Raw genomic sequence first — 15815 nt, 5'->3', positions numbered from 1 at the left:
CACGGTCTACCGGCGTGGTGGCTCAGTGCGAAGCTGTGGTTCGAGCTCGAAGCGTGAAGGCCGCCTCGCCACGGAAGCGCTACCGGCCGCGCGTCGCTGCTACAACCGCGAGCGGTCAGGCTGCCGGTACAACCAGGGTGCGTTCCGTCGGCTAACTCGCTCCTCGGGACGTGCCTATCGACGCCGGGCTGGGGTCGCCGACCCACGGGCAGAGTTGCGGAGGGCGCATGGTGGAGAACGGCGGGAAACCGAAGTACCTGCAGCTGGCCGACGAGCTTCGGCGGAAGATCGTCAGCGGCTCGTTTCCGGTCGGCGCGACGCTGCCTTCGGCCTCCGAACTGACGGAGCTGTGGGACGCGTCGAGCGTGGAGGTGCGTGCAGTCGACGGCCTCGTCTTCAGCCCCTACACTGCCCAGACCAACGCGGCGTAGCGCATCGCCGGGGGGCAGAACAGATGGCGAGCATTCTGAATGCTCTTCGGCGCGCCTTGGGCGTCAGCGAGCCGTCGGTCACTGTTCCGGAACCGCCTTCCGACGGGACGACCAAGCCCCCCGAGACTATCGATCTCCACCCACTGAGCCGGTGGCTCGAAGTCGTCACCACGATCGCCGGAACGGTCACGCTCACGGGCGCGATTCTGTTCTATTTCGGCTGGGCACGGACCGCCGCAGCATTCGGCTACTTCGGGATCGACCTCAGTGTGCTGGACCTGTCGTTCCGCGACTACCTACTCCGCAGCGTCAACTCGGCGTTCGGAGTGCTGGGAACTGCGGTCGGGCTCACGCTGGTCGCGCTCCTCGCGCATCGATACGTCCTCGAGGAACTGCAGCAGAATCCGCGACTGGTGAAGGTGCTCGGACAGGTCCTTCTCGGAGCCGGAGCGCTCGCCGTCCTGGTAGGCGTTCTGGCAGCGATCGGACTCGCCGCCCGCCTGGCCGCATGGCCGGTCGCGCCGCCGGCGCTCCTGATCGGCCTGGCGCTGGGGATCTATGGATCGCACCTGACCGGACGCGCCCGGGCCGAGATCGACCCGACGCCGCGGACGCCACCGGCGCCGTCGATGTACGGCTTGCTCGCCGTCGTCGCGGTACTGCTCATCTTCTGGACGACGTCCAGCTACGCATCGTACGGCGGCAACCTTGCCGCCCGCCGGCTAGCGGCCGATGTGGATTCGCGCCCGCACGTCGTCATCTACAGCAAGACAGACCTGGGTCTCAGCGGGCCGGGGACGTCTCCCCGATCGTTGCCGCGGGCCTCCGGTCGGTACCGGTTCCGCTACGACGGCCTGCGATTACTGATCAAGTCCGGGGAGCGCTTCTTCCTCCTGCCCGCCGGCTGGACCAGGGCTCGTGGATCGGTTCTCGTGATCCGGGACAGCCCGGACATCCGCGTGGAATTCTCGGTGGAGGGCTAGCTAGGAACTGATGCTGATCGTGGGTGCGGGGCTAATCGTCGGGCCCGGCAGCTCGTTGAAATTCGTCGGGTCGGTCACCGGCTCGTCCGGCCCGGCGGCACCCCAGATCGCGCGCCCGATCAACACGATCGCCGCGACGAGCAGCATTAGGTAGAGCACGCGCCGAACCCGCTTCACAGCGCCCCCTAGCCACATCTCACGATTGGCCTGTTGCTTCTCAACACAGGATGCACCGAGGACACCACCCACCGCGAGGCAGACGACAGTCGCTGGCCTGTGGCTCGCCTTGACAGCCCGGTCGAGACTAGGCCTCTCACGCGATGCCCCCGGAGGTCGACTGTGTCCGACGATCAGTCTCCTGGCGCCGGCCAGGCCGGAGGCGCCGGGCCCGCTGTCCCTCCGCCGGCCGGTCCGTCCCGATCGGGAGGACGGTGGAAGGTCGTTTCCGCCGTGGTGGCGATCGCGGTGCTCGGAGTCGGCGCCGCCGCGGCCGGGAACATCCTCGTCGGCGACAACCAGCCCGAGACGGCGACCAGCAACGCAAGCGGTGTGGAAGCGACCGACCCCACCGCGGCCACGCCGCCCAGCACCACCGCACCGTCCCCGACCGAGGCCGCCGAGCCCTCGCCGAGCGTCGTACAGACCAGCGCCGAGGCCGCTGGAGCACCACCCGGAACGACGCCCAAGGTCGTCGCCGCCAGGCTCACCACGATTCCGATGAACAAGCCGGTCGACTGCACCGCTCCCGTGCTCGTCTACACCGACGCGTGGGTCACCGTCGCGAACGTGCCCGCGCAGACGCGGGTGAAGTGGCACACCACGCTAGGCCGCCAGATCGAGAGCGGCCTCCGGACGACGAGCCCTAACCAGACGACGTTCCGCAGTCGGTCCACGTTCACGCTCTCGAACCCCACCACCAGCACATATACGTTCAAGCTGACCGTGACGAGGCCCAACCTGGTGCAGGGCGGCACCGCAACCCTCGAGCTGACCTGCGCGAGCGCCACCACGCCGGATCCGCCGGCGAGTACGCCTCCGTCCTGACGGCTACTCGGACCTGCGGGCCCCACCTGGGACAGAAGTGCCCGGAGTGAACAGCCCGATGGGCCGGGAGCTTTCGCTCTCCGGCCCATCGGTGGTGCGCTATCGAGTTGGACTCAGTACGAGTTGTAGCTCCAGCAGTCGTTGTAGCGCTTCTGGTGGCGACGACGACGGTGCCGGCGCGGCTTGTGGCAGTCGTTGTAGTCCCAGGACTGCTCGTAACCGCAGTGGTTGTAGTCGCTCATCGTCGCCATCTCCTCGAAGTCTGTGGCGGAGGGCCGGTGCCCGTTCCGCCTGCACCAGAAGACTCCCGCGAATCCGCGACCGGCTCACTCGCCCTCGTGACGCCCCGAGTGTTCACCTCCCGACACAGGGCCGACGATCGGCATCCCGAACCAACGCGGACGAGTAGTTCAGCTCAGTCCGGCCGGTAGGTGCCGCACATACCCTGCCCGCATGGGGAGACGACGCGACGAACGCGGCTGGGTGGCCACCTTCTTACTGGTCGCGGCGTTCCTGGGCCTCTGCGCCGTCCCGGTTCTCGTCTACCAGGGCGTGTGGGCACGGGTGACCTTCATCGGCGGGCAATCGGCGGAGACCATCGCGGAGTCGCACCGTCTCCTGCGGGCCGCGCTGATCACGGCCTTGGCGGCGTCCCTGGTCGGCCTTGCCACCGGCTGGTGGCTGAGATCGACCGCGTCGGTCGTCGTGATGAGCCTCGTGTTGTTCGGGTCGGTAGTGATCCTCGTGGGGGCGACGGTGGAGCCGTCCGAACCGATGCCCTCCCCGACGCACTGTCAGGAGCGCAGCGGCGGCGACAACGACTGCCCAGGCGGGTGACGCCCACCGCCGACTGATGCGACCACACCCCGCTGACCTGCGCGATGCAACCGAACGCCCGGCCCATCGCATCCAGCAGAGTGGCATCAGTGAGCAGGGAGGTCGGGTGTCCGACGACGAGGACGAGGCGTACCGCGAGTACGTCCTCGGGGTGCTACCCGGGTTACGACGGGTGGCGTACCTGCTCTGCCAGGACGTGCACCGGGCGGACGACCTGGTCCAGAGTGCGCTGGAGCGGCTCTACGTGCACTGGGGCAAGGCCCGCAAGGCCAGTGAGCCGGCCGCGTACGCCCGCACCGTTCTCGTCCGGGTGTTCCTGTCCGAGCAGCGGACGGGCTGGGCGCGCCGGGTCGTCCTGGTCAACGGGAGCGCGGAGACAACCGCGGGTCCCGGGTTCGACGTGGAGGCCCGGCTGGAGATGGAGGCCGCCCTGCGCGAGCTGCCGCCGCGCCAGCGAGCGGTCCTGGTCCTCCGGTTCTACTGCGACCTCTCCATCGAACAGACCGCCGCGGTGCTGCGCTGTGCCCCCGGCACGGTGAAGAGTCAGTCGGCCCGCGGGCTGGACAAGTTGCGCGAGGTGCTGGCCGCCAACCACTCCACCCCGACCGGGAGGAGCTGACCAGATGGACGAGCGGAGCGCACGCACGATGTTCCGGCGCCTGGCCGAACGCGATCTGGAGGAGACGACAGTGGACGTGGACGAGGCGATCCGTGGCGGCCGGCGTCGGCGGCGTCGTCGGCGGCTGGCGTGGATCGCCGGCGCGGCGGTGCTGGTGATCGGGGGGATCGGCGCCTTGACGGCCCCGATGCTGCGTGACGATCCGAAAGCTATCGGCCCGGCGGGCCCCCGGTTCGTCAAGGCCGAGGGCGCCGACCTGAAGGCGGGCATGCAGCGGCTACAGGTCGGCTGGGCACCGGACGGGGTGACCGGGACCGCGACGTACACCGCCGACGACCACCAGTCCGTCCAGTTCCTGCGGACGGAGGACCCGAACGATCAGGGGGGCGGTCCGCTGCCCGGCTATGGGCCGGCGAGCGTGTGGCTCGCGGAGAGCGCGTCCACCCTCACGTTCTCGGACCCGGGCGGGCCCACCGAGCCTGGGCCTGACATCCGTGGTGTGAAGAGCACCTGGTTCGAGATCACGAACGGCGAGGCGCCCGGCGGAACGTTGACCTGGACGCCGTCGCCCGGGCTCCGCGCGATGGTGGTCGCCGGCAGCAAGGCGACGGCGGCACGGATCGCCGACTCGGTGCGGACCGACCAGGTCGCCCCGGTCGTGCTGCCGTTCAGCATGCCGCGGCCGCGCGATCTGGAGGTCATGGGGACCGAGGCGACGCGGTACGACAACGGGCACTACTCCGGCTCGGTCTCGTTCCGGAAGGCCGGTGACACCACGCAGTTCCCGTCGGAGCTCAAGTTCTGGCTGGCCCAGGACGAGCGCCCGGAGCACAACGGGAAGCCGACGACGACGCTCCACGGACGGCCGGTACGGCTCAGCGACGGCCCACCCGAGAACGGCGTGAACGTCTGGCTCCACCTGGAGGGCGGCGTGGTCGTCGGCAGCTTGGACTCCGCGCAGCAAGCCCGCTATCTGCGCGATCGCAACGAGATCATCGCGATGGTCGAGTCGATCGAACCCGTGAAGGACCCCGGGGACTACCGGAACTGGACCAAGGGCTTTCTCCGGTGATCCGTTTCGCGGTCCGCGCCGGCAGCGGCCAGCGCGGCTGCAGCTCCTCCGGGCTGTCTACCTCACAGTCCGGAGGAGCGCTGCTCCAGGACTTCCCGCTACGCGCTGGAACTCCCATGCGCCCGGGTATCGCGGGAGTTGAACCACTAGGACGGTGAGGGATCGTCGCGTCTTTCCCTTCCGTCACGCCTCAGCCCGATCCGCTGCGCTCGACGGTTCCGCTGTGGACCATCGAACGGGGGGCGCGTCGGCGAGAGGGGCGAGTTGGTGGTTTTGGAATTCGAGCGGGCGCCGGCCGGGTCGGTCTGCACCCGGGAGAACATCGTCTGGACGAAGGCGTACAGCGAGCATCAGCCCGGCAAGTACCGCGTCAAAGTCCGTACCGGCTCCACGTCCAACATCATCCGCTGCGTCGCCTGCTCCTATCCGGTCGAGCGGGAGGCGATCCGCGATGTCTCCCGCCGCGAGGAGGATGACGAGCTCGGGAGACTCGCCGCCAAGGTGCAGCGGCTGAGCCGGTCACCGGCCCAGCGGTACTGGCCGTGGGCGGTGCTGACCGTCGGTGGCCTCGCTCTCGTCCTCACCTGGTGGCTTGTCGCCGGCGGAATCGGCCTGTTCACGCTCCTCGCCTTTGCGTTTGTGGCGCCCGTCCCCTGCCGATCGACCGCCGACGAGGAGAAATGCGAGGAGTGGGGCCGGGGTTTCCTGCGCGCCTGCCCGGACCCCGAGCATGGGCGGCGCCAGCGCGACCTGCTGCGCGAGGCCTGGCGCGGCCAGCACCGGCCGCGCCTCATCTGGGATGACGTGCTGGCCCGCGGTGCTCTGGCCGGAGCGTGGGCGTCGCTCGCGCTCATCGCCGTGGCTTCAGTGTGTTACCTGTCGACGGTGATCTTCTGAGGGGACAGCGGGATCTCTCGGCCCCGGGAGCCAGTTCAGGTGTCGTACTCGCCGCTGTCCCACGGTTCGGAGAACGCCATGTAGTCGCCCGGTTCGACGGTCACCCACCACATGTCCGCCTCCTGGTCGAACGTCGCGATCAGGCCGAAGCTCTCGCCGAACCTTTCGATGGTGAACGGCTGCACCTCGATCCGCTCGAAGACGACGTCGCCGAGCGTGGCGAGGCGGGCGTCGAGGCGTGCCTGGAACTGCTGGTCGGAGAGGTTGGCGGGGAGCTCCTCGATCTGCGCGTCGAGCAACCGTCCGGCCCGGTCGAACAGGTAAAGAGCGATGAAGTCCCGGCTACCGCCCCCCGTGCCGGCAGCGAAGGGCCAGGTGAGGAAGAACTGCCGGCCGTCGGGGAGACGACCCACGTACTCGGCCTTGTAGTCGTCGTGCTGAATGGCTACCAGCGACGGTCGGCCGTCGGGAGCGGCCGAGACCTCGTCACTCCGGGCGGAGGTGCTCGGGTCGGTCGGCACGCAGCCCGTCAGACTCACGCCGGTGAGAACGGCGAGGAACGTGCTGAACCAGACCAGGAGACGACGCATCGGAGCAGCGTAAACGCCGTTCCTCGGTCCGGCGTCGGAGGGCAGTGGGTAACGGTCGGAACCCCGGTGGCGATCGATGCGTCGAAAGGCCATGATTCGCTGGATCTCCGTCCTGATCGTGGCGTTGCTGGTCGGCTGCGGTTCCCCAGCGGCGTCCCCCGCATCCCCCACCTCCTCAACGGAACAGTCGAGGCGGCCCTCACCGGTCGCGGAGGCGCAGACAGCGCCTGCGTTGCTGAACAGGCGCTGGGTGCTCTACCAAATCGTCATCGAGGGTCTCGTCGCCCCGATGCCGACCGGCGTGTACCTGAGGTTCGAGGGCGGTCGGGTGAGCGGATCGAGCGGCTGCAACACCCTCACCGGTTCCGCGGTCGTCGGGCCGAGCACGATTCGGTTCAGCGGCCTCACCACCACGGTGATTCCGTGTCCCTCGGGCCCGTCCGCGATCCTGAGCGCGATGCTCTTCGTGCTGGAAACCGGCGCCGTTGCCTACTCCGTCGACGGCGCCGGGCTCCACCTGCGGGCCGGCACCCGTGAGCTGACGCTGCGCGCCGGTTGACGAACGAGCCTCGACGACGGAGCCGGACCGGGGTCCGGTACGTCCAAGGTCCATGATCCGACTTCTGAGTGTCTGCCTGATCCTGGTCCTCGCCGCCTGCGGAACCGGCGACGCGGTAGGCAGCCCGCAATCGGAGAACCCGCTGGCCGGCCGCTCGTTCGAATCGACCGGCGTGACCGGCCGGCAACTCGTCGAGGGCACCGTGATCAGGCTGCGGTTCGCCCGCGACGGCCAGCTCGCCGCCCGCGCCGCCTGCAACCATCTCAGCGGCGACTTCTCGCTGGATGGGGAGACGCTCGTCGTCGGCGAGATCACGCAGACGAACATGGGCTGCGACCCGTCGCGGCACGCGCAGGACGAGTGGTTGGCCGGCTTCCTGCGGAGCCGCCCGACGTGGCGGCTGGGCGACACCGACCTGGTGCTGCGGCAGGGCGACGTCGAGATTCGGCTGACCGAGAGGGCGGAGCGCCGCCAGTCCACCGACGGCGATCCGGACGGCACCAGGTCGACCAGGCTGCCGAGCCCGCCGGCGTCGGCCGATTGACGTCGACCGTCGGCCGAACACCCCGTGGCTCCACTGACGAGGTCGCCCTGGACCCGTCCCATTGGCACACTGACACTGCTGCGTTCGGTGGTGGCTCCGGAGCGAGAGGAAAGAGGACCGGCATGGGTGACCTCGCGGTATCGAACGTGCTTTCCGGTCTGGCCGTCCGGAACGTGGACGCCGCCAGCGAGTGGATGGCTCGGCTCATCGGGCGACCGGCGGACGCGCGCCCCATGGACGGGCTGGCTGATTGGCATCTGCCACCCCACGGCACCCTGCAATTGGTGCGCGATCCGGAGCGCGCCGGCGGCAGCGTCGTCACCCTGCACGTACCGGACATCGCGGCGGCACAGGCCGAGCTCGCCGCCCGTGGTCTCGACCTCCAGTACGACGACAACACCTCGACCAAGGTCAAGTTCGGGCAGCTGGTCGACCCCGACGGCAACTCGATCACGATCATCGAGGCCGTCGCCGGCTTCGATCCGGCCGCCAGCGACTGACGACCGACGAGACGCGACGTTGTGGCCCTAGCCGCTCGTCGCCCCGGCCAGGAGCGCGTTTTCGTCGTCGGCGAGTTCGCGGAGGGCACGTTCGGACGCCGAACCCGGCTCGGCCGCGAACAGGTTCACCCCGCAGCACGAAGGCGCGTCCGGCAGCGCGAGGGTCTCGCCGTGGAGTGTCAGCTCCCCCACCACCGGGTGGTGCAGCACGTACACCCGGCCGCGGACCTGCGCGACGGAGTGTTCCGCCCACATCCGCGGGTCGGCCGATCGCAGCGCCGGGGCCGAGTGTTAGTCGGACCAACGTGTCGGCCCTGTCATTAGGCTGGAACCGTGCCGCAACAACGGAAGCGCGCCACGATCCGCCACGTGGCCGAGGCGACCGGGCTCTCCACCGCCGCGGTCTCCTACGCGCTGCGCGGCCTGCAGACCTCGGAAGAGACCCAGCGACGGGTCCGTGAGGCCGCGGCCGAACTCGGCTACGAGGCCGACCCGATCGCCCGCGCGCTGGCCAGTGGGCGCACCGGCACCGTGGGCTTGCTCTGCGGTTCGCTGGAGGACCTCTGGCAGCAGTCGCTCGCGGTGGCGATGGGGCGCGAACTGCTCGGTCAGGACCGGTACGCGCTGATTCTGGACGCCGCCGGCGACCCGGCACGCGAGGCGATCCTCGCCCGCCAGCTGCGCGACCAGCGAGTGGACGCGCTGGTGGTGCAGCCACTCGACCCGTCGGCCCCGCACTGGGCGGAGTTGGCCGGAGCACTGCCGATCGTCTCCATCGGGGATCCGTTGAACGGCGTCCAGGGTGGGGAGGTGCTGTTCGACAACCGCACCGGCGTGACGCTGGCCCTGGAGCACCTCACCGGGCTCGGGCACCGGCGGATCGCGGTGCTCACACCGAACCGGCCCAGCACGCCCGACCGGCCCGCCGAGGTGCACGTCGGGATCGAGGCGGCCCGGCTCGGGATCGACGTCCGGCTGGTGACCTCGCCGCACGCGCTGGCCGGTGCCACCGCGGTGGCCACCGAGGTCCTGGCCGCGGACGACAAGCCGACGGCCGTGTTCTGCTTCGCCGACTCGATCGCGTACGGCGTCCACGCGGCCGCGCGCCGGCTCGGCCTGGACATTCCGGCGGACGTCTCGGTCGTCGGGTACGACTCGCACCCGATGTCGGGGCTGCTGAGCCCGGCACTGACCACGGTGGACTGGGACCTGGCCGGCATCGTCCGGCAGGCCACTGCGCTGGCGGTGGCACAGATCGAGAAGCGGGCGCACCGCCGCCGGTTCGTGCGCGCACCCCGTCTGTGGGTCCGCGACTCGACCGCTCCGCCTGCGGTGTGAGCCGGTAACCGGCCGCTGCCGGGCGTCCGCCAAAATAGCGAAACCGGTGCAGCTCGGGCACCTGAGCGGGGTGTTCTAGGCTTCCGGAAACCGGACGAGGGGGGCCGCATGGGGAACGGGGACCGCGCACCGACCCCAACCGAGCGATTGCTTGCGCTCTTCGATCAGCACCGTCTCTCGCCCACCCAGCGGCGGATCGCGCAGCATCTTCTGGACCACCTGCCGGACGCCGCGTTCCTCTCGAGCGTGGACCTGGCGACCCAGGTCGGGGTCAGTCAGCCGTCGGTGACCCGGTTCGCGGTCGCGCTCGGTTTCTCCGGATACCCCGATCTGCAGCGGGCGCTGCGTCCGATCGCGATGAGCGCGGCGGCGAATCATCCGGATCCGGAGACCGTGCGCCGAAACGAACTGCAGGCCGCCGTGGACGCGGAGATCCGCAACCTGGAGGCGCTGCGACAGAGCCTGATCGACCCGTCGCGGGTGCTGGAGGTCGGGCGCGAGCTCGCCAACTCCACGCCGCTGACCGTGCTGGGTGCGCGGATCTCCGCGCCGATCGCGGACTACTTCGGCTACGCGGCCAAGCGGATCCACCCGGACGTGCGGGTGGTCACGTCCGGGGGTAGCGCGGCGTACGACGCACTGCTGCAGTCACGAGAGGCGGGCGGCGAGTGGGTCCTGGCGTTCGCGCTCCCCCGCTACGCGGGCGAGACGATCGCGGCGCTGCGTTACGCGCGGCAGGTGGGGCTGCGGACCGCGGTGGTGACCGACGCGCCGATCGCGCCGTTCGCCGACGAGGTGGACGTGTTGCTCGCCGCCGGCGTCGGCACGCGCCTGGTGTTCGACTCGTACGCGGCGCCGGTGACCCTCGCCGCGGTGGTACTCCAAGCCATGGCGGACGCCGATCCGGCGCGCACCCAGGCCCGGCTCGAAGCGTACGAAGGCATGGCCGAGGGAGTGGGCTTCTTCACCGACCGGTAATTTGAATCCCAAGCGTGTTGATGGGTTGAGTGGGTCACGATTCGACGTCAAACGATGCGCGAGCAACGCGTCGACACCGAGGATGGGACCCGTGAGCAGCACCAGAGGCGGTTGCGTGGACGCGCGCGCGGCGGCGCGGGCGCGCTCAGGCCGCGCCCGCGCACCCGGGTGGAGAAGGCCGGAGATCGGACGCCGTTCAGTAGGCGGCGAGCGCGGGCAGCAGGGCAGCGGCGTCCTCGACGTCCTGATCGAGCGGGCGGTCGTCGAGCCTTCCGGACAGCCGCTCCGCCGCATACGCGTAGGCGTCGGCGAGCGGACCGTCGACCGGGGGCGTACCGCGCATCCGCAGCGCACGCACGGCCGCGACCAGTTCCGCGGCGAGCACCACCCGGTAGCTGGCGACCGCGTCGAGCGAGTTCCGGGCGGCCTGCGAGGAGAACGGCGCATGCTCCTCGACCCCACGGGAGACCACCGCGGTGGCGAGCGCCGTCGGGGTCGCGTTGAGCCGCAGCGCGCCGAGCGCCGAGTGCGCGACGTACTCGAGGATCATCAGTCCGGACGACCCGGGCGGACCGGCCGCGAGGAACGGCGGGAGCCCGGTGAACGCCGGCTCGAGCAGCAGGCTCAGCCGGGCGACCGAGAGCGCCGCGGTCTGGTAGAGCGCGTTCCGCATCGCGTCGAGGGACAGGCCGAGGTACGCGGTGTGGAAGTTCGCGTTGTGCAGCACCCGGTTACCGACCGGGTCGACCAGCGGATTCTCGGCCGGGGCGTTCAGCTCGATGCCGAGCGTGCGCTCCAGCGCGACCACGGCGTCCAGCGCCGGCCCGTGCACCTGCGGCACTGCCCGGTAGCTGTACGGGTCCTGGATCCGGGCCGGTTTGAGGGCCTGGCCGGCGAGCAGGTCGCGCAGGCGGGCGGCCACGGTCTGCTGACCGGGGTGCGGCCGGGCCAGGTGGACGACGGCCTCGTACGCCTCGCTGTTACCGTCGCAGGCGAGAAACGCCAGCGCGGTGGTCACGGTGCTGGCCCGCAGCAGTTCGGAGAGGTCGGCGCAGGCGAGCGCGGCCTCGCCGATCGAACCGGCGTTGGAGCTGATGAACGCGAGTGCGTCCGCCGGATCGAACGGGACGGGCTCCATCGTTCCGCCTCGCCAGGGCACCTCGCCGAGCAGGCAGAGCGCGGTGACCGCGAGCGCGGGCAGGTCGCCGGTGCCGATGCCCCCGAAGGCGTGGACCGGTGGGGTGAGGCCGTGGTTGAGCGCCATCTCCAATCCGGCGAGCAGGCCGGGTTCGACGCCGGACCCGCCGGCGGCCAACTGGTTGAGGCGCACGGTGAGCATCGCGCGGACGCTGATCGGGTCCAGCAGCGGACCGGCGCCGCCGGCGTGGCTGCGGAGCACGCGGAGTCCGTGCGCGTCGTGCCGAGCCGGAGGGTGGAGGGCCACCTCGCGGGAGATGACGCTGCCCTCCGGACCGAGCACCACCGGGCCGGACGAGCTCTCGTACTCGACGGCGACCAGCCGGTTGGCGCCGACGCCGGTCGTCCGGCCGTAGACCGGACCGGTCGCGCCGAGCGCCTGGACCGCCTGGTGGGCGGCGTTCGCCCGGGTGACGCCGTCCGGATGCACCCGCACCGCGGCACCGTCCCGGGCTACCGCGCGCACCTGCTCCGCGGTCAGCGCAGCGCCGTCGAGCAGCACCTCCGACATCTCCACCTCTTCACCGACGAGCGATTACACACCTTCATCTTGACCCCATCTTCAGACATCAGAAGCATGAATGAAGCCATTCACTACCGGCGGGAGCGCTGAGTATCGGGTGATCACCTTCGAGAGCGTGACCAAACGGTTCCCGGACGGCACGGTCGCCGTCGACGACCTCAGCCTGGAGATCCCGGCCGGCAAGATCACCGTCCTGGTCGGCCCGTCCGGATGCGGCAAGACGACGACGCTGCGGATGATCAACCGGATGATCGACCCGACGTCCGGCACGATCACGGTGGACGGCCAGAACGTGCTGGACGTCGATCCGCCGACCCTGCGCCGCCGGATCGGGTACGTGATCCAGCAGGGTGGGCTGCTCCCCCACCGGACGATCGTCGACAACGTCGCCACCGTTCCGTTCCTGCTCGGCCACGACAAGAAGAAAGCCCGGTCGGACGCCATGGCGCTGCTGGAGCGAGTCGGCCTGCCCGCCGCGTTCGCCAAGCGGTACCCGCACCAGCTCTCCGGCGGTCAGCAGCAGCGCGTAGGCGTGGCCCGTGCGCTCGCCGCCGACCCGCCGGTGATGCTGATGGACGAGCCGTTCAGCGCGGTCGACCCGGTCGTCCGCAAAGGGCTGCAGGACGAGTTCCTGCGCTTGCAGACCGAGCTGCACAAGACGATCGTGCTGGTCACGCACGACATCGACGAGGCGGTGAAGCTCGGCGACCTGGTCTGCGTGATGGAGGTCGGCGGCCGGATCGGGCAATTCGACACCCCGGAGCGGCTGCTAGCAGCGCCGTCCGACGCGTTCGTCGAGGAGTTCCTCGGCGCCGACCGCGGGGTGCGCCGCCTGTCGTTCGTGGGGTCGGACGGCCTGGATCTGGACACGGCACGGGTGGTGACGTCCGGGACGTCGGCGAACACCTGGCGGTTGCTGGTGGACGCGGCGGGCCGCCCGGAGGGGTGGCTGGCGCCGGGGTCGTCCGACGGGCCGCAGCCTGCGGGCCGGGTGTTCACGGTGGGGCGTGACTCGCTGCGCGCGGCGCTGGACAGCTCGGTGCTCAACCCGTCCGGGGACGCGATCGGGGTGGACTCCGACGGGAAGGTGCTCGGGCTCGCCGGTCACGACCAGATCACCGGCGCGCTGCGAGCCCGGACGCACGAGCCCTCCGCGGAGCCGGCCACCGAGCCGTCCGGCGGGTCGTCCGGCGGGTCGTCCACCGAGCCGTCCGCCGCACGGTCGCAGCCGTCGCCCGCCGGGGCGGGCGAATGACCTGGGATTGGCGCTGGTCCTGGATCCCCGACCACTACGACCTCCTCGGAGAGCTGCTGCTCCAGCACCTCTACCTCGCGGTCGTGCCGGTGGTGCTCGGCCTCCTGATCGCACTGCCGCTGGGCATCGTCTGCGTCCGGGTGCGCCGGCTGTACGCGCCGGTGCTGGCGCTGACCAGCGTTTTCTACGCGCTGCCCTCGCTGGCGCTGTTCGTGGTGCTGATCGACTACACCGGCTTCACCGGCTGGACCGTGATCATTCCGCTGACGATCTACACGCTCTCGGTGCTGGTCCGGAACGTCGTGGACGGGCTGCGCTCGGTGCCGGAGCACGTCAGCCAGGCGGCGACTGCGATGGGCTTCGGCGGCGTGCGCCGGCTGCTCCAGGTCGACCTGCCGATCGCGGTGCCGGTCGTGATCGCCGGCCTGCGGGTCGCCACCGTCTCGAACATCAGCCTGGTGAGCGTCGGTTCGCTGATCGGGATCAGCGGCCTCGGCCAGCTCTTCGTCGACGGGATCCAGCGCAGCTTCATCACGCCGATCATCGTCGGAATCGTGCTCACGGTCGCGCTCGCCGTACTCGCGGACGCGGTGCTGGTCGGGCTGCAGTGGCTCCTCACCCCGTGGACGCGGGCCGGGAGATCGACCGAGCCGGTGACCGCGGACCCGGCCGGCGCGGCGACGGCGGGGGTGGCGTAGTGGACATCGTCACCCGCGCGATCAACTGGTTCGGGGACCCGGCGCAGTGGTCGGGTGTCGACGGGATCCCGAACCGGGTCCAGGAACACCTCTTCTACTCCGGGCTCTCGCTGCTGATCGCGGCGCTGATCGCGCTGCCGCTCGGGCTGTTCGTCGGACACACCGGACGGGGCGCGTTTCTCGCGGTGAACTCGGCGGGCGCCGCCCGCGCGCTGCCCACCGTCGGCCTGGTCGGCCTCACCGTCGTCGTCTTCGGCATCGGCCTCACGCCGACGCTGCTGCCGCTGGTGGCGCTCGCCATCCCGGCGATCCTGGTGAACACCTACGCCGGCGTCCAACAAGTGGACAAGCAGCTACGGGACGCTGCCCACGGCATGGGCATGAAGGGCAGGCAGGTGCTGTTCCAGGTGGAGCTGCCGGTCGCCCTGCCACTGATCATCCTCGGCCTCCGCACCGCGGCCGTGCAGATCGTCTCGACCGCGACGATCGCGGCGTACGTCGGGCTGGGCGGCCTCGGCCGTTACATCTTCGACGGGCTGGCCCGCCGCGAGTACGAGGTCATGGTCGGCGGCGCGGTGCTGTCCGTGCTGCTCGCGCTCGGTACCGAGGCGCTCTTCGTGGGTGTCCAGCGCCTCATCGTCTCGCCAGGCCTCCGCCAGCGGGCGCCCGTGAGATGAACCCGCAGAACTGTCGGACTACCCCCATACCATCCATCCGCCACATGCCCGCTTGAGAGGGAATCCATGAGAACGAAGTTCCGTACGCTGCTCGCTGTCGGCAGCGCCGCCGCCCTGCTGGCGCTCACCGCCTGCGGTGGTGGCGACGACTCCTCCGGCGACGACCCGCTGAACTCCTCCGGCGGGGGCAACGAGGTCGTGGTCGGCTCCGCGAACTTCCCGGAGAACGTGCTGCTGGGCGAGATCTACGCCCAGGCGCTGGAGGCCAAGGACATCAAGGTCAAGCGGCAGCTGAACATCGGCGCCCGCGAGGTCATCTACTCGCAGATCGAGAAGGGCAGCCTGACCGTGCTGCCCGAGTACAACGGCGCGCTGCTGGCCTACCTCGACAAGGCCGCGACCGCGACCACCAGCGAAGAGGTCGACGCCGCCCTCAAGCAGAAGCTGCCGAGCGGCCTGGAGCTGCTGAACCCGGCCGAGGCCGAGGACAAGGACTCGGTGGCGGTCACCAAGGAGACCGCCGCCAAGTACAAGCTGAAGACGCTCGACGACCTGAAGCCGGTCGCGAAGGACCTGGTCATCGGTGGGCCGCCGGAGTTCAAGACCCGCGCGCAGGGCATCGTCGGGCTCAAGGAGAAGTACGGCGTCGAGTTCAAGGAGTTCAAGTCGCTGGACGTCGCGGGGCCGATCACCGTGTCGGCGCTGAAGAAGGGTGACGTGCAGGCGGCGAACCTGTTCACCACCGACCCGGCGGTCGCGGAGAACGACTTCGTGGCGCTCGAGGACACCAAGGGTCTGTTCAGCGCTCAGAACGTGACCCCGCTGGTGAACAAGGAGGGCGTCAACGACACGGCGAAGGAGGCGCTCAACGGGGTCTCCGCGAAGCTCGACACGGCGACGCTGGCCGAGCTCGTGAAGAAGGTCGTCTCCGACAAGCAGGACGTGGACGCCGTGGCGAAGGAGTGGCTAACCACCGCCGGCCTGTCTTAGTGGGCGGCCCGTCCAGGGGCGAGCCTGACGGCCGCGCGCAAGGCCTTGAGACCACGTAACGGTCGAGGCGGCCTTGCGCGCGG

General features: G+C 70.2%; 21 protein-coding genes. 16 read left to right on the top strand and 5 right to left on the bottom strand.

Annotation, left to right across the window (positions count from 1 at the left end; translation table 11 throughout):
- Nucleotides 1-227 precede the first annotated feature (227 nt).
- On the top strand, nt 228-431 hold the full coding sequence (locus ABEB28_RS07525) for a GntR family transcriptional regulator (protein WP_345727261.1): 204 nt from the start codon (nt 228-230) through the stop codon (nt 429-431).
- A 23-nt stretch (nt 432-454) separates the two neighbouring features.
- The gene (locus ABEB28_RS07520) at nt 455-1414 is read left to right on the top strand and encodes a hypothetical protein (RefSeq protein WP_345727260.1); all 960 of its coding nucleotides are present in this window, start codon (nt 455-457) and stop codon (nt 1412-1414) included.
- Here ABEB28_RS07520 and ABEB28_RS07515 read toward each other — a convergent pair whose 3' ends face one another.
- Nucleotides 1415-1591, bottom strand: coding sequence for a hypothetical protein (locus ABEB28_RS07515; protein ID WP_345727259.1), 177 nt, complete (start codon nt 1589-1591; stop codon nt 1415-1417).
- Nucleotides 1592-1864: 273 nt separating this feature from the next.
- Between ABEB28_RS07515 and ABEB28_RS07510 the strand changes: the two genes are divergently transcribed.
- A complete protein-coding gene (locus ABEB28_RS07510; RefSeq protein ID WP_345727258.1) occupies nt 1865-2458 on the top strand; it encodes a hypothetical protein in 594 nt (197 codons plus the stop codon).
- 113 nt (nt 2459-2571) lie between these two features.
- Here ABEB28_RS07510 and ABEB28_RS07505 read toward each other — a convergent pair whose 3' ends face one another.
- Nucleotides 2572-2700, bottom strand: coding sequence for a hypothetical protein (locus tag ABEB28_RS07505; RefSeq protein ID WP_345727257.1), 129 nt, complete (start codon nt 2698-2700; stop codon nt 2572-2574).
- 211 nt (nt 2701-2911) lie between these two features.
- Between ABEB28_RS07505 and ABEB28_RS07500 the strand changes: the two genes are divergently transcribed.
- The 4 genes from ABEB28_RS07500 to ABEB28_RS07485 all read left to right on the top strand — a co-directional run bounded on the left by ABEB28_RS07500 (nt 2912) and on the right by ABEB28_RS07485 (nt 5883).
- Nucleotides 2912-3295 (top strand): hypothetical protein, encoded by a 384-nt coding sequence (locus tag ABEB28_RS07500; protein WP_345727256.1) that lies wholly within the window; start codon nt 2912-2914, stop codon nt 3293-3295.
- A gap of 106 nt (nt 3296-3401) precedes the next feature.
- Nucleotides 3402-3914 carry a SigE family RNA polymerase sigma factor gene (locus tag ABEB28_RS07495; RefSeq protein ID WP_345727255.1) on the top strand — a complete coding sequence of 171 codons (513 nt, stop codon included), beginning with the start codon at nt 3402-3404 and terminating at the stop codon, nt 3912-3914.
- A gap of 4 nt (nt 3915-3918) precedes the next feature.
- Complete coding sequence (locus ABEB28_RS07490; protein ID WP_345727254.1) at nt 3919-4986, top strand: hypothetical protein; 1068 nt, start codon at nt 3919-3921, stop codon at nt 4984-4986.
- A gap of 267 nt (nt 4987-5253) precedes the next feature.
- Nucleotides 5254-5883, top strand: a complete 630-nt coding sequence (locus ABEB28_RS07485) for a hypothetical protein (RefSeq protein ID WP_345727253.1) — start codon at nt 5254-5256, stop codon at nt 5881-5883.
- A 35-nt stretch (nt 5884-5918) separates the two neighbouring features.
- Here the strand turns inward: ABEB28_RS07485 and ABEB28_RS07480 are convergent, their stop codons facing one another.
- Complete coding sequence (locus ABEB28_RS07480; protein ID WP_345727252.1) at nt 5919-6473, bottom strand: hypothetical protein; 555 nt, start codon at nt 6471-6473, stop codon at nt 5919-5921.
- Nucleotides 6474-6549: 76 nt separating this feature from the next.
- On the opposite strand from ABEB28_RS07480, the gene ABEB28_RS07475 reads away from it, so the two are divergent.
- From ABEB28_RS07475 to ABEB28_RS07465, 3 genes are all read left to right on the top strand, one after another.
- Nucleotides 6550-7032 (top strand): META domain-containing protein, encoded by a 483-nt coding sequence (locus ABEB28_RS07475; RefSeq protein WP_345727251.1) that lies wholly within the window; start codon nt 6550-6552, stop codon nt 7030-7032.
- 52 nt (nt 7033-7084) lie between these two features.
- Entirely contained in the window at nt 7085-7576 is a 492-nt protein-coding gene (locus ABEB28_RS07470) for an META domain-containing protein (protein ID WP_345727250.1), read from the top strand.
- A gap of 122 nt (nt 7577-7698) precedes the next feature.
- On the top strand, nt 7699-8076 hold the full coding sequence (locus ABEB28_RS07465; protein WP_345727249.1) for a VOC family protein: 378 nt from the start codon (nt 7699-7701) through the stop codon (nt 8074-8076).
- A gap of 27 nt (nt 8077-8103) precedes the next feature.
- Here the strand turns inward: ABEB28_RS07465 and ABEB28_RS07460 are convergent, their stop codons facing one another.
- Complete coding sequence (locus ABEB28_RS07460; protein WP_345727248.1) at nt 8104-8331, bottom strand: MmyB family transcriptional regulator; 228 nt, start codon at nt 8329-8331, stop codon at nt 8104-8106.
- 78 nt (nt 8332-8409) lie between these two features.
- On the opposite strand from ABEB28_RS07460, the gene ABEB28_RS07455 reads away from it, so the two are divergent.
- Nucleotides 8410-9414: a LacI family DNA-binding transcriptional regulator gene (locus tag ABEB28_RS07455; RefSeq protein WP_345727247.1), complete on the top strand. Its 1005-nt coding sequence runs from the start codon at nt 8410-8412 to the stop codon at nt 9412-9414.
- A gap of 108 nt (nt 9415-9522) precedes the next feature.
- Entirely contained in the window at nt 9523-10392 is an 870-nt protein-coding gene (locus ABEB28_RS07450) for a MurR/RpiR family transcriptional regulator (RefSeq protein ID WP_345727246.1), read from the top strand.
- 196 nt (nt 10393-10588) lie between these two features.
- Here the strand turns inward: ABEB28_RS07450 and ABEB28_RS07445 are convergent, their stop codons facing one another.
- Nucleotides 10589-12100 carry an aromatic amino acid ammonia-lyase gene (locus tag ABEB28_RS07445; protein WP_345727245.1) on the bottom strand — a complete coding sequence of 504 codons (1512 nt, stop codon included), beginning with the start codon at nt 12098-12100 and terminating at the stop codon, nt 10589-10591.
- 109 nt (nt 12101-12209) lie between these two features.
- On the opposite strand from ABEB28_RS07445, the gene ABEB28_RS07440 reads away from it, so the two are divergent.
- The 4 genes from ABEB28_RS07440 (at nt 12210) to ABEB28_RS07425 (ending at nt 15732) form a co-directional block, all read left to right on the top strand.
- Nucleotides 12210-13367, top strand: a complete 1158-nt coding sequence (locus tag ABEB28_RS07440) for an ABC transporter ATP-binding protein (RefSeq protein WP_345727244.1) — start codon at nt 12210-12212, stop codon at nt 13365-13367.
- Entirely contained in the window at nt 13364-14065 is a 702-nt protein-coding gene (locus tag ABEB28_RS07435) for an ABC transporter permease (RefSeq protein WP_345727243.1), read from the top strand. Before ABEB28_RS07440 ends, ABEB28_RS07435 begins: the two co-directional genes overlap by 4 nt.
- A complete protein-coding gene (locus ABEB28_RS07430; RefSeq protein ID WP_345727242.1) occupies nt 14065-14742 on the top strand; it encodes an ABC transporter permease in 678 nt (225 codons plus the stop codon). Before ABEB28_RS07435 ends, ABEB28_RS07430 begins: the two co-directional genes overlap by 1 nt.
- Nucleotides 14743-14808: 66 nt before the next feature.
- Nucleotides 14809-15732: an ABC transporter substrate-binding protein gene (locus tag ABEB28_RS07425; RefSeq protein ID WP_345727241.1), complete on the top strand. Its 924-nt coding sequence runs from the start codon at nt 14809-14811 to the stop codon at nt 15730-15732.
- Nucleotides 15733-15815 lie beyond the last annotated feature (83 nt).

Source organism: Cryptosporangium minutisporangium, from assembly GCF_039536245.1.
Lineage (GTDB): Bacteria > Actinomycetota > Actinomycetes > Mycobacteriales > Cryptosporangiaceae > Cryptosporangium > Cryptosporangium minutisporangium.
The sequence above is the reverse complement of the archived record's forward strand: the minus strand, read 5'-3'. Positions and strand labels throughout refer to the sequence as shown.

What these genes read in the sequence shown, in the direction of transcription:
- ABEB28_RS07525 (WP_345727261.1), top strand. Translation starts at nt 228, where the DNA reads ATGGTGGAGAACGGCGGGAAACCGAAGTACCTGCAGCTGGCCGACGAG.
- ABEB28_RS07520 (WP_345727260.1), top strand. Translation starts at nt 455, where the DNA reads ATGGCGAGCATTCTGAATGCTCTTCGGCGCGCCTTGGGCGTCAGCGAG.
- ABEB28_RS07505 (WP_345727257.1), bottom strand. Translation starts at nt 2,700, where the DNA reads ATGAGCGACTACAACCACTGCGGTTACGAGCAGTCCTGGGACTACAAC.
- ABEB28_RS07500 (WP_345727256.1), top strand. Translation starts at nt 2,912, where the DNA reads ATGGGGAGACGACGCGACGAACGCGGCTGGGTGGCCACCTTCTTACTG.
- ABEB28_RS07490 (WP_345727254.1), top strand. Translation starts at nt 3,919, where the DNA reads ATGGACGAGCGGAGCGCACGCACGATGTTCCGGCGCCTGGCCGAACGC.
- ABEB28_RS07480 (WP_345727252.1), bottom strand. Translation starts at nt 6,473, where the DNA reads ATGCGTCGTCTCCTGGTCTGGTTCAGCACGTTCCTCGCCGTTCTCACC.
- ABEB28_RS07475 (WP_345727251.1), top strand. Translation starts at nt 6,550, where the DNA reads ATGCGTCGAAAGGCCATGATTCGCTGGATCTCCGTCCTGATCGTGGCG.
- ABEB28_RS07470 (WP_345727250.1), top strand. Translation starts at nt 7,085, where the DNA reads ATGATCCGACTTCTGAGTGTCTGCCTGATCCTGGTCCTCGCCGCCTGC.
- ABEB28_RS07465 (WP_345727249.1), top strand. Translation starts at nt 7,699, where the DNA reads ATGGGTGACCTCGCGGTATCGAACGTGCTTTCCGGTCTGGCCGTCCGG.
- ABEB28_RS07460 (WP_345727248.1), bottom strand. Translation starts at nt 8,331, where the DNA reads ATGTGGGCGGAACACTCCGTCGCGCAGGTCCGCGGCCGGGTGTACGTG.
- ABEB28_RS07450 (WP_345727246.1), top strand. Translation starts at nt 9,523, where the DNA reads ATGGGGAACGGGGACCGCGCACCGACCCCAACCGAGCGATTGCTTGCG.
- ABEB28_RS07445 (WP_345727245.1), bottom strand. Translation starts at nt 12,100, where the DNA reads ATGTCGGAGGTGCTGCTCGACGGCGCTGCGCTGACCGCGGAGCAGGTG.
- ABEB28_RS07435 (WP_345727243.1), top strand. Translation starts at nt 13,364, where the DNA reads ATGACCTGGGATTGGCGCTGGTCCTGGATCCCCGACCACTACGACCTC.
- ABEB28_RS07425 (WP_345727241.1), top strand. Translation starts at nt 14,809, where the DNA reads ATGAGAACGAAGTTCCGTACGCTGCTCGCTGTCGGCAGCGCCGCCGCC.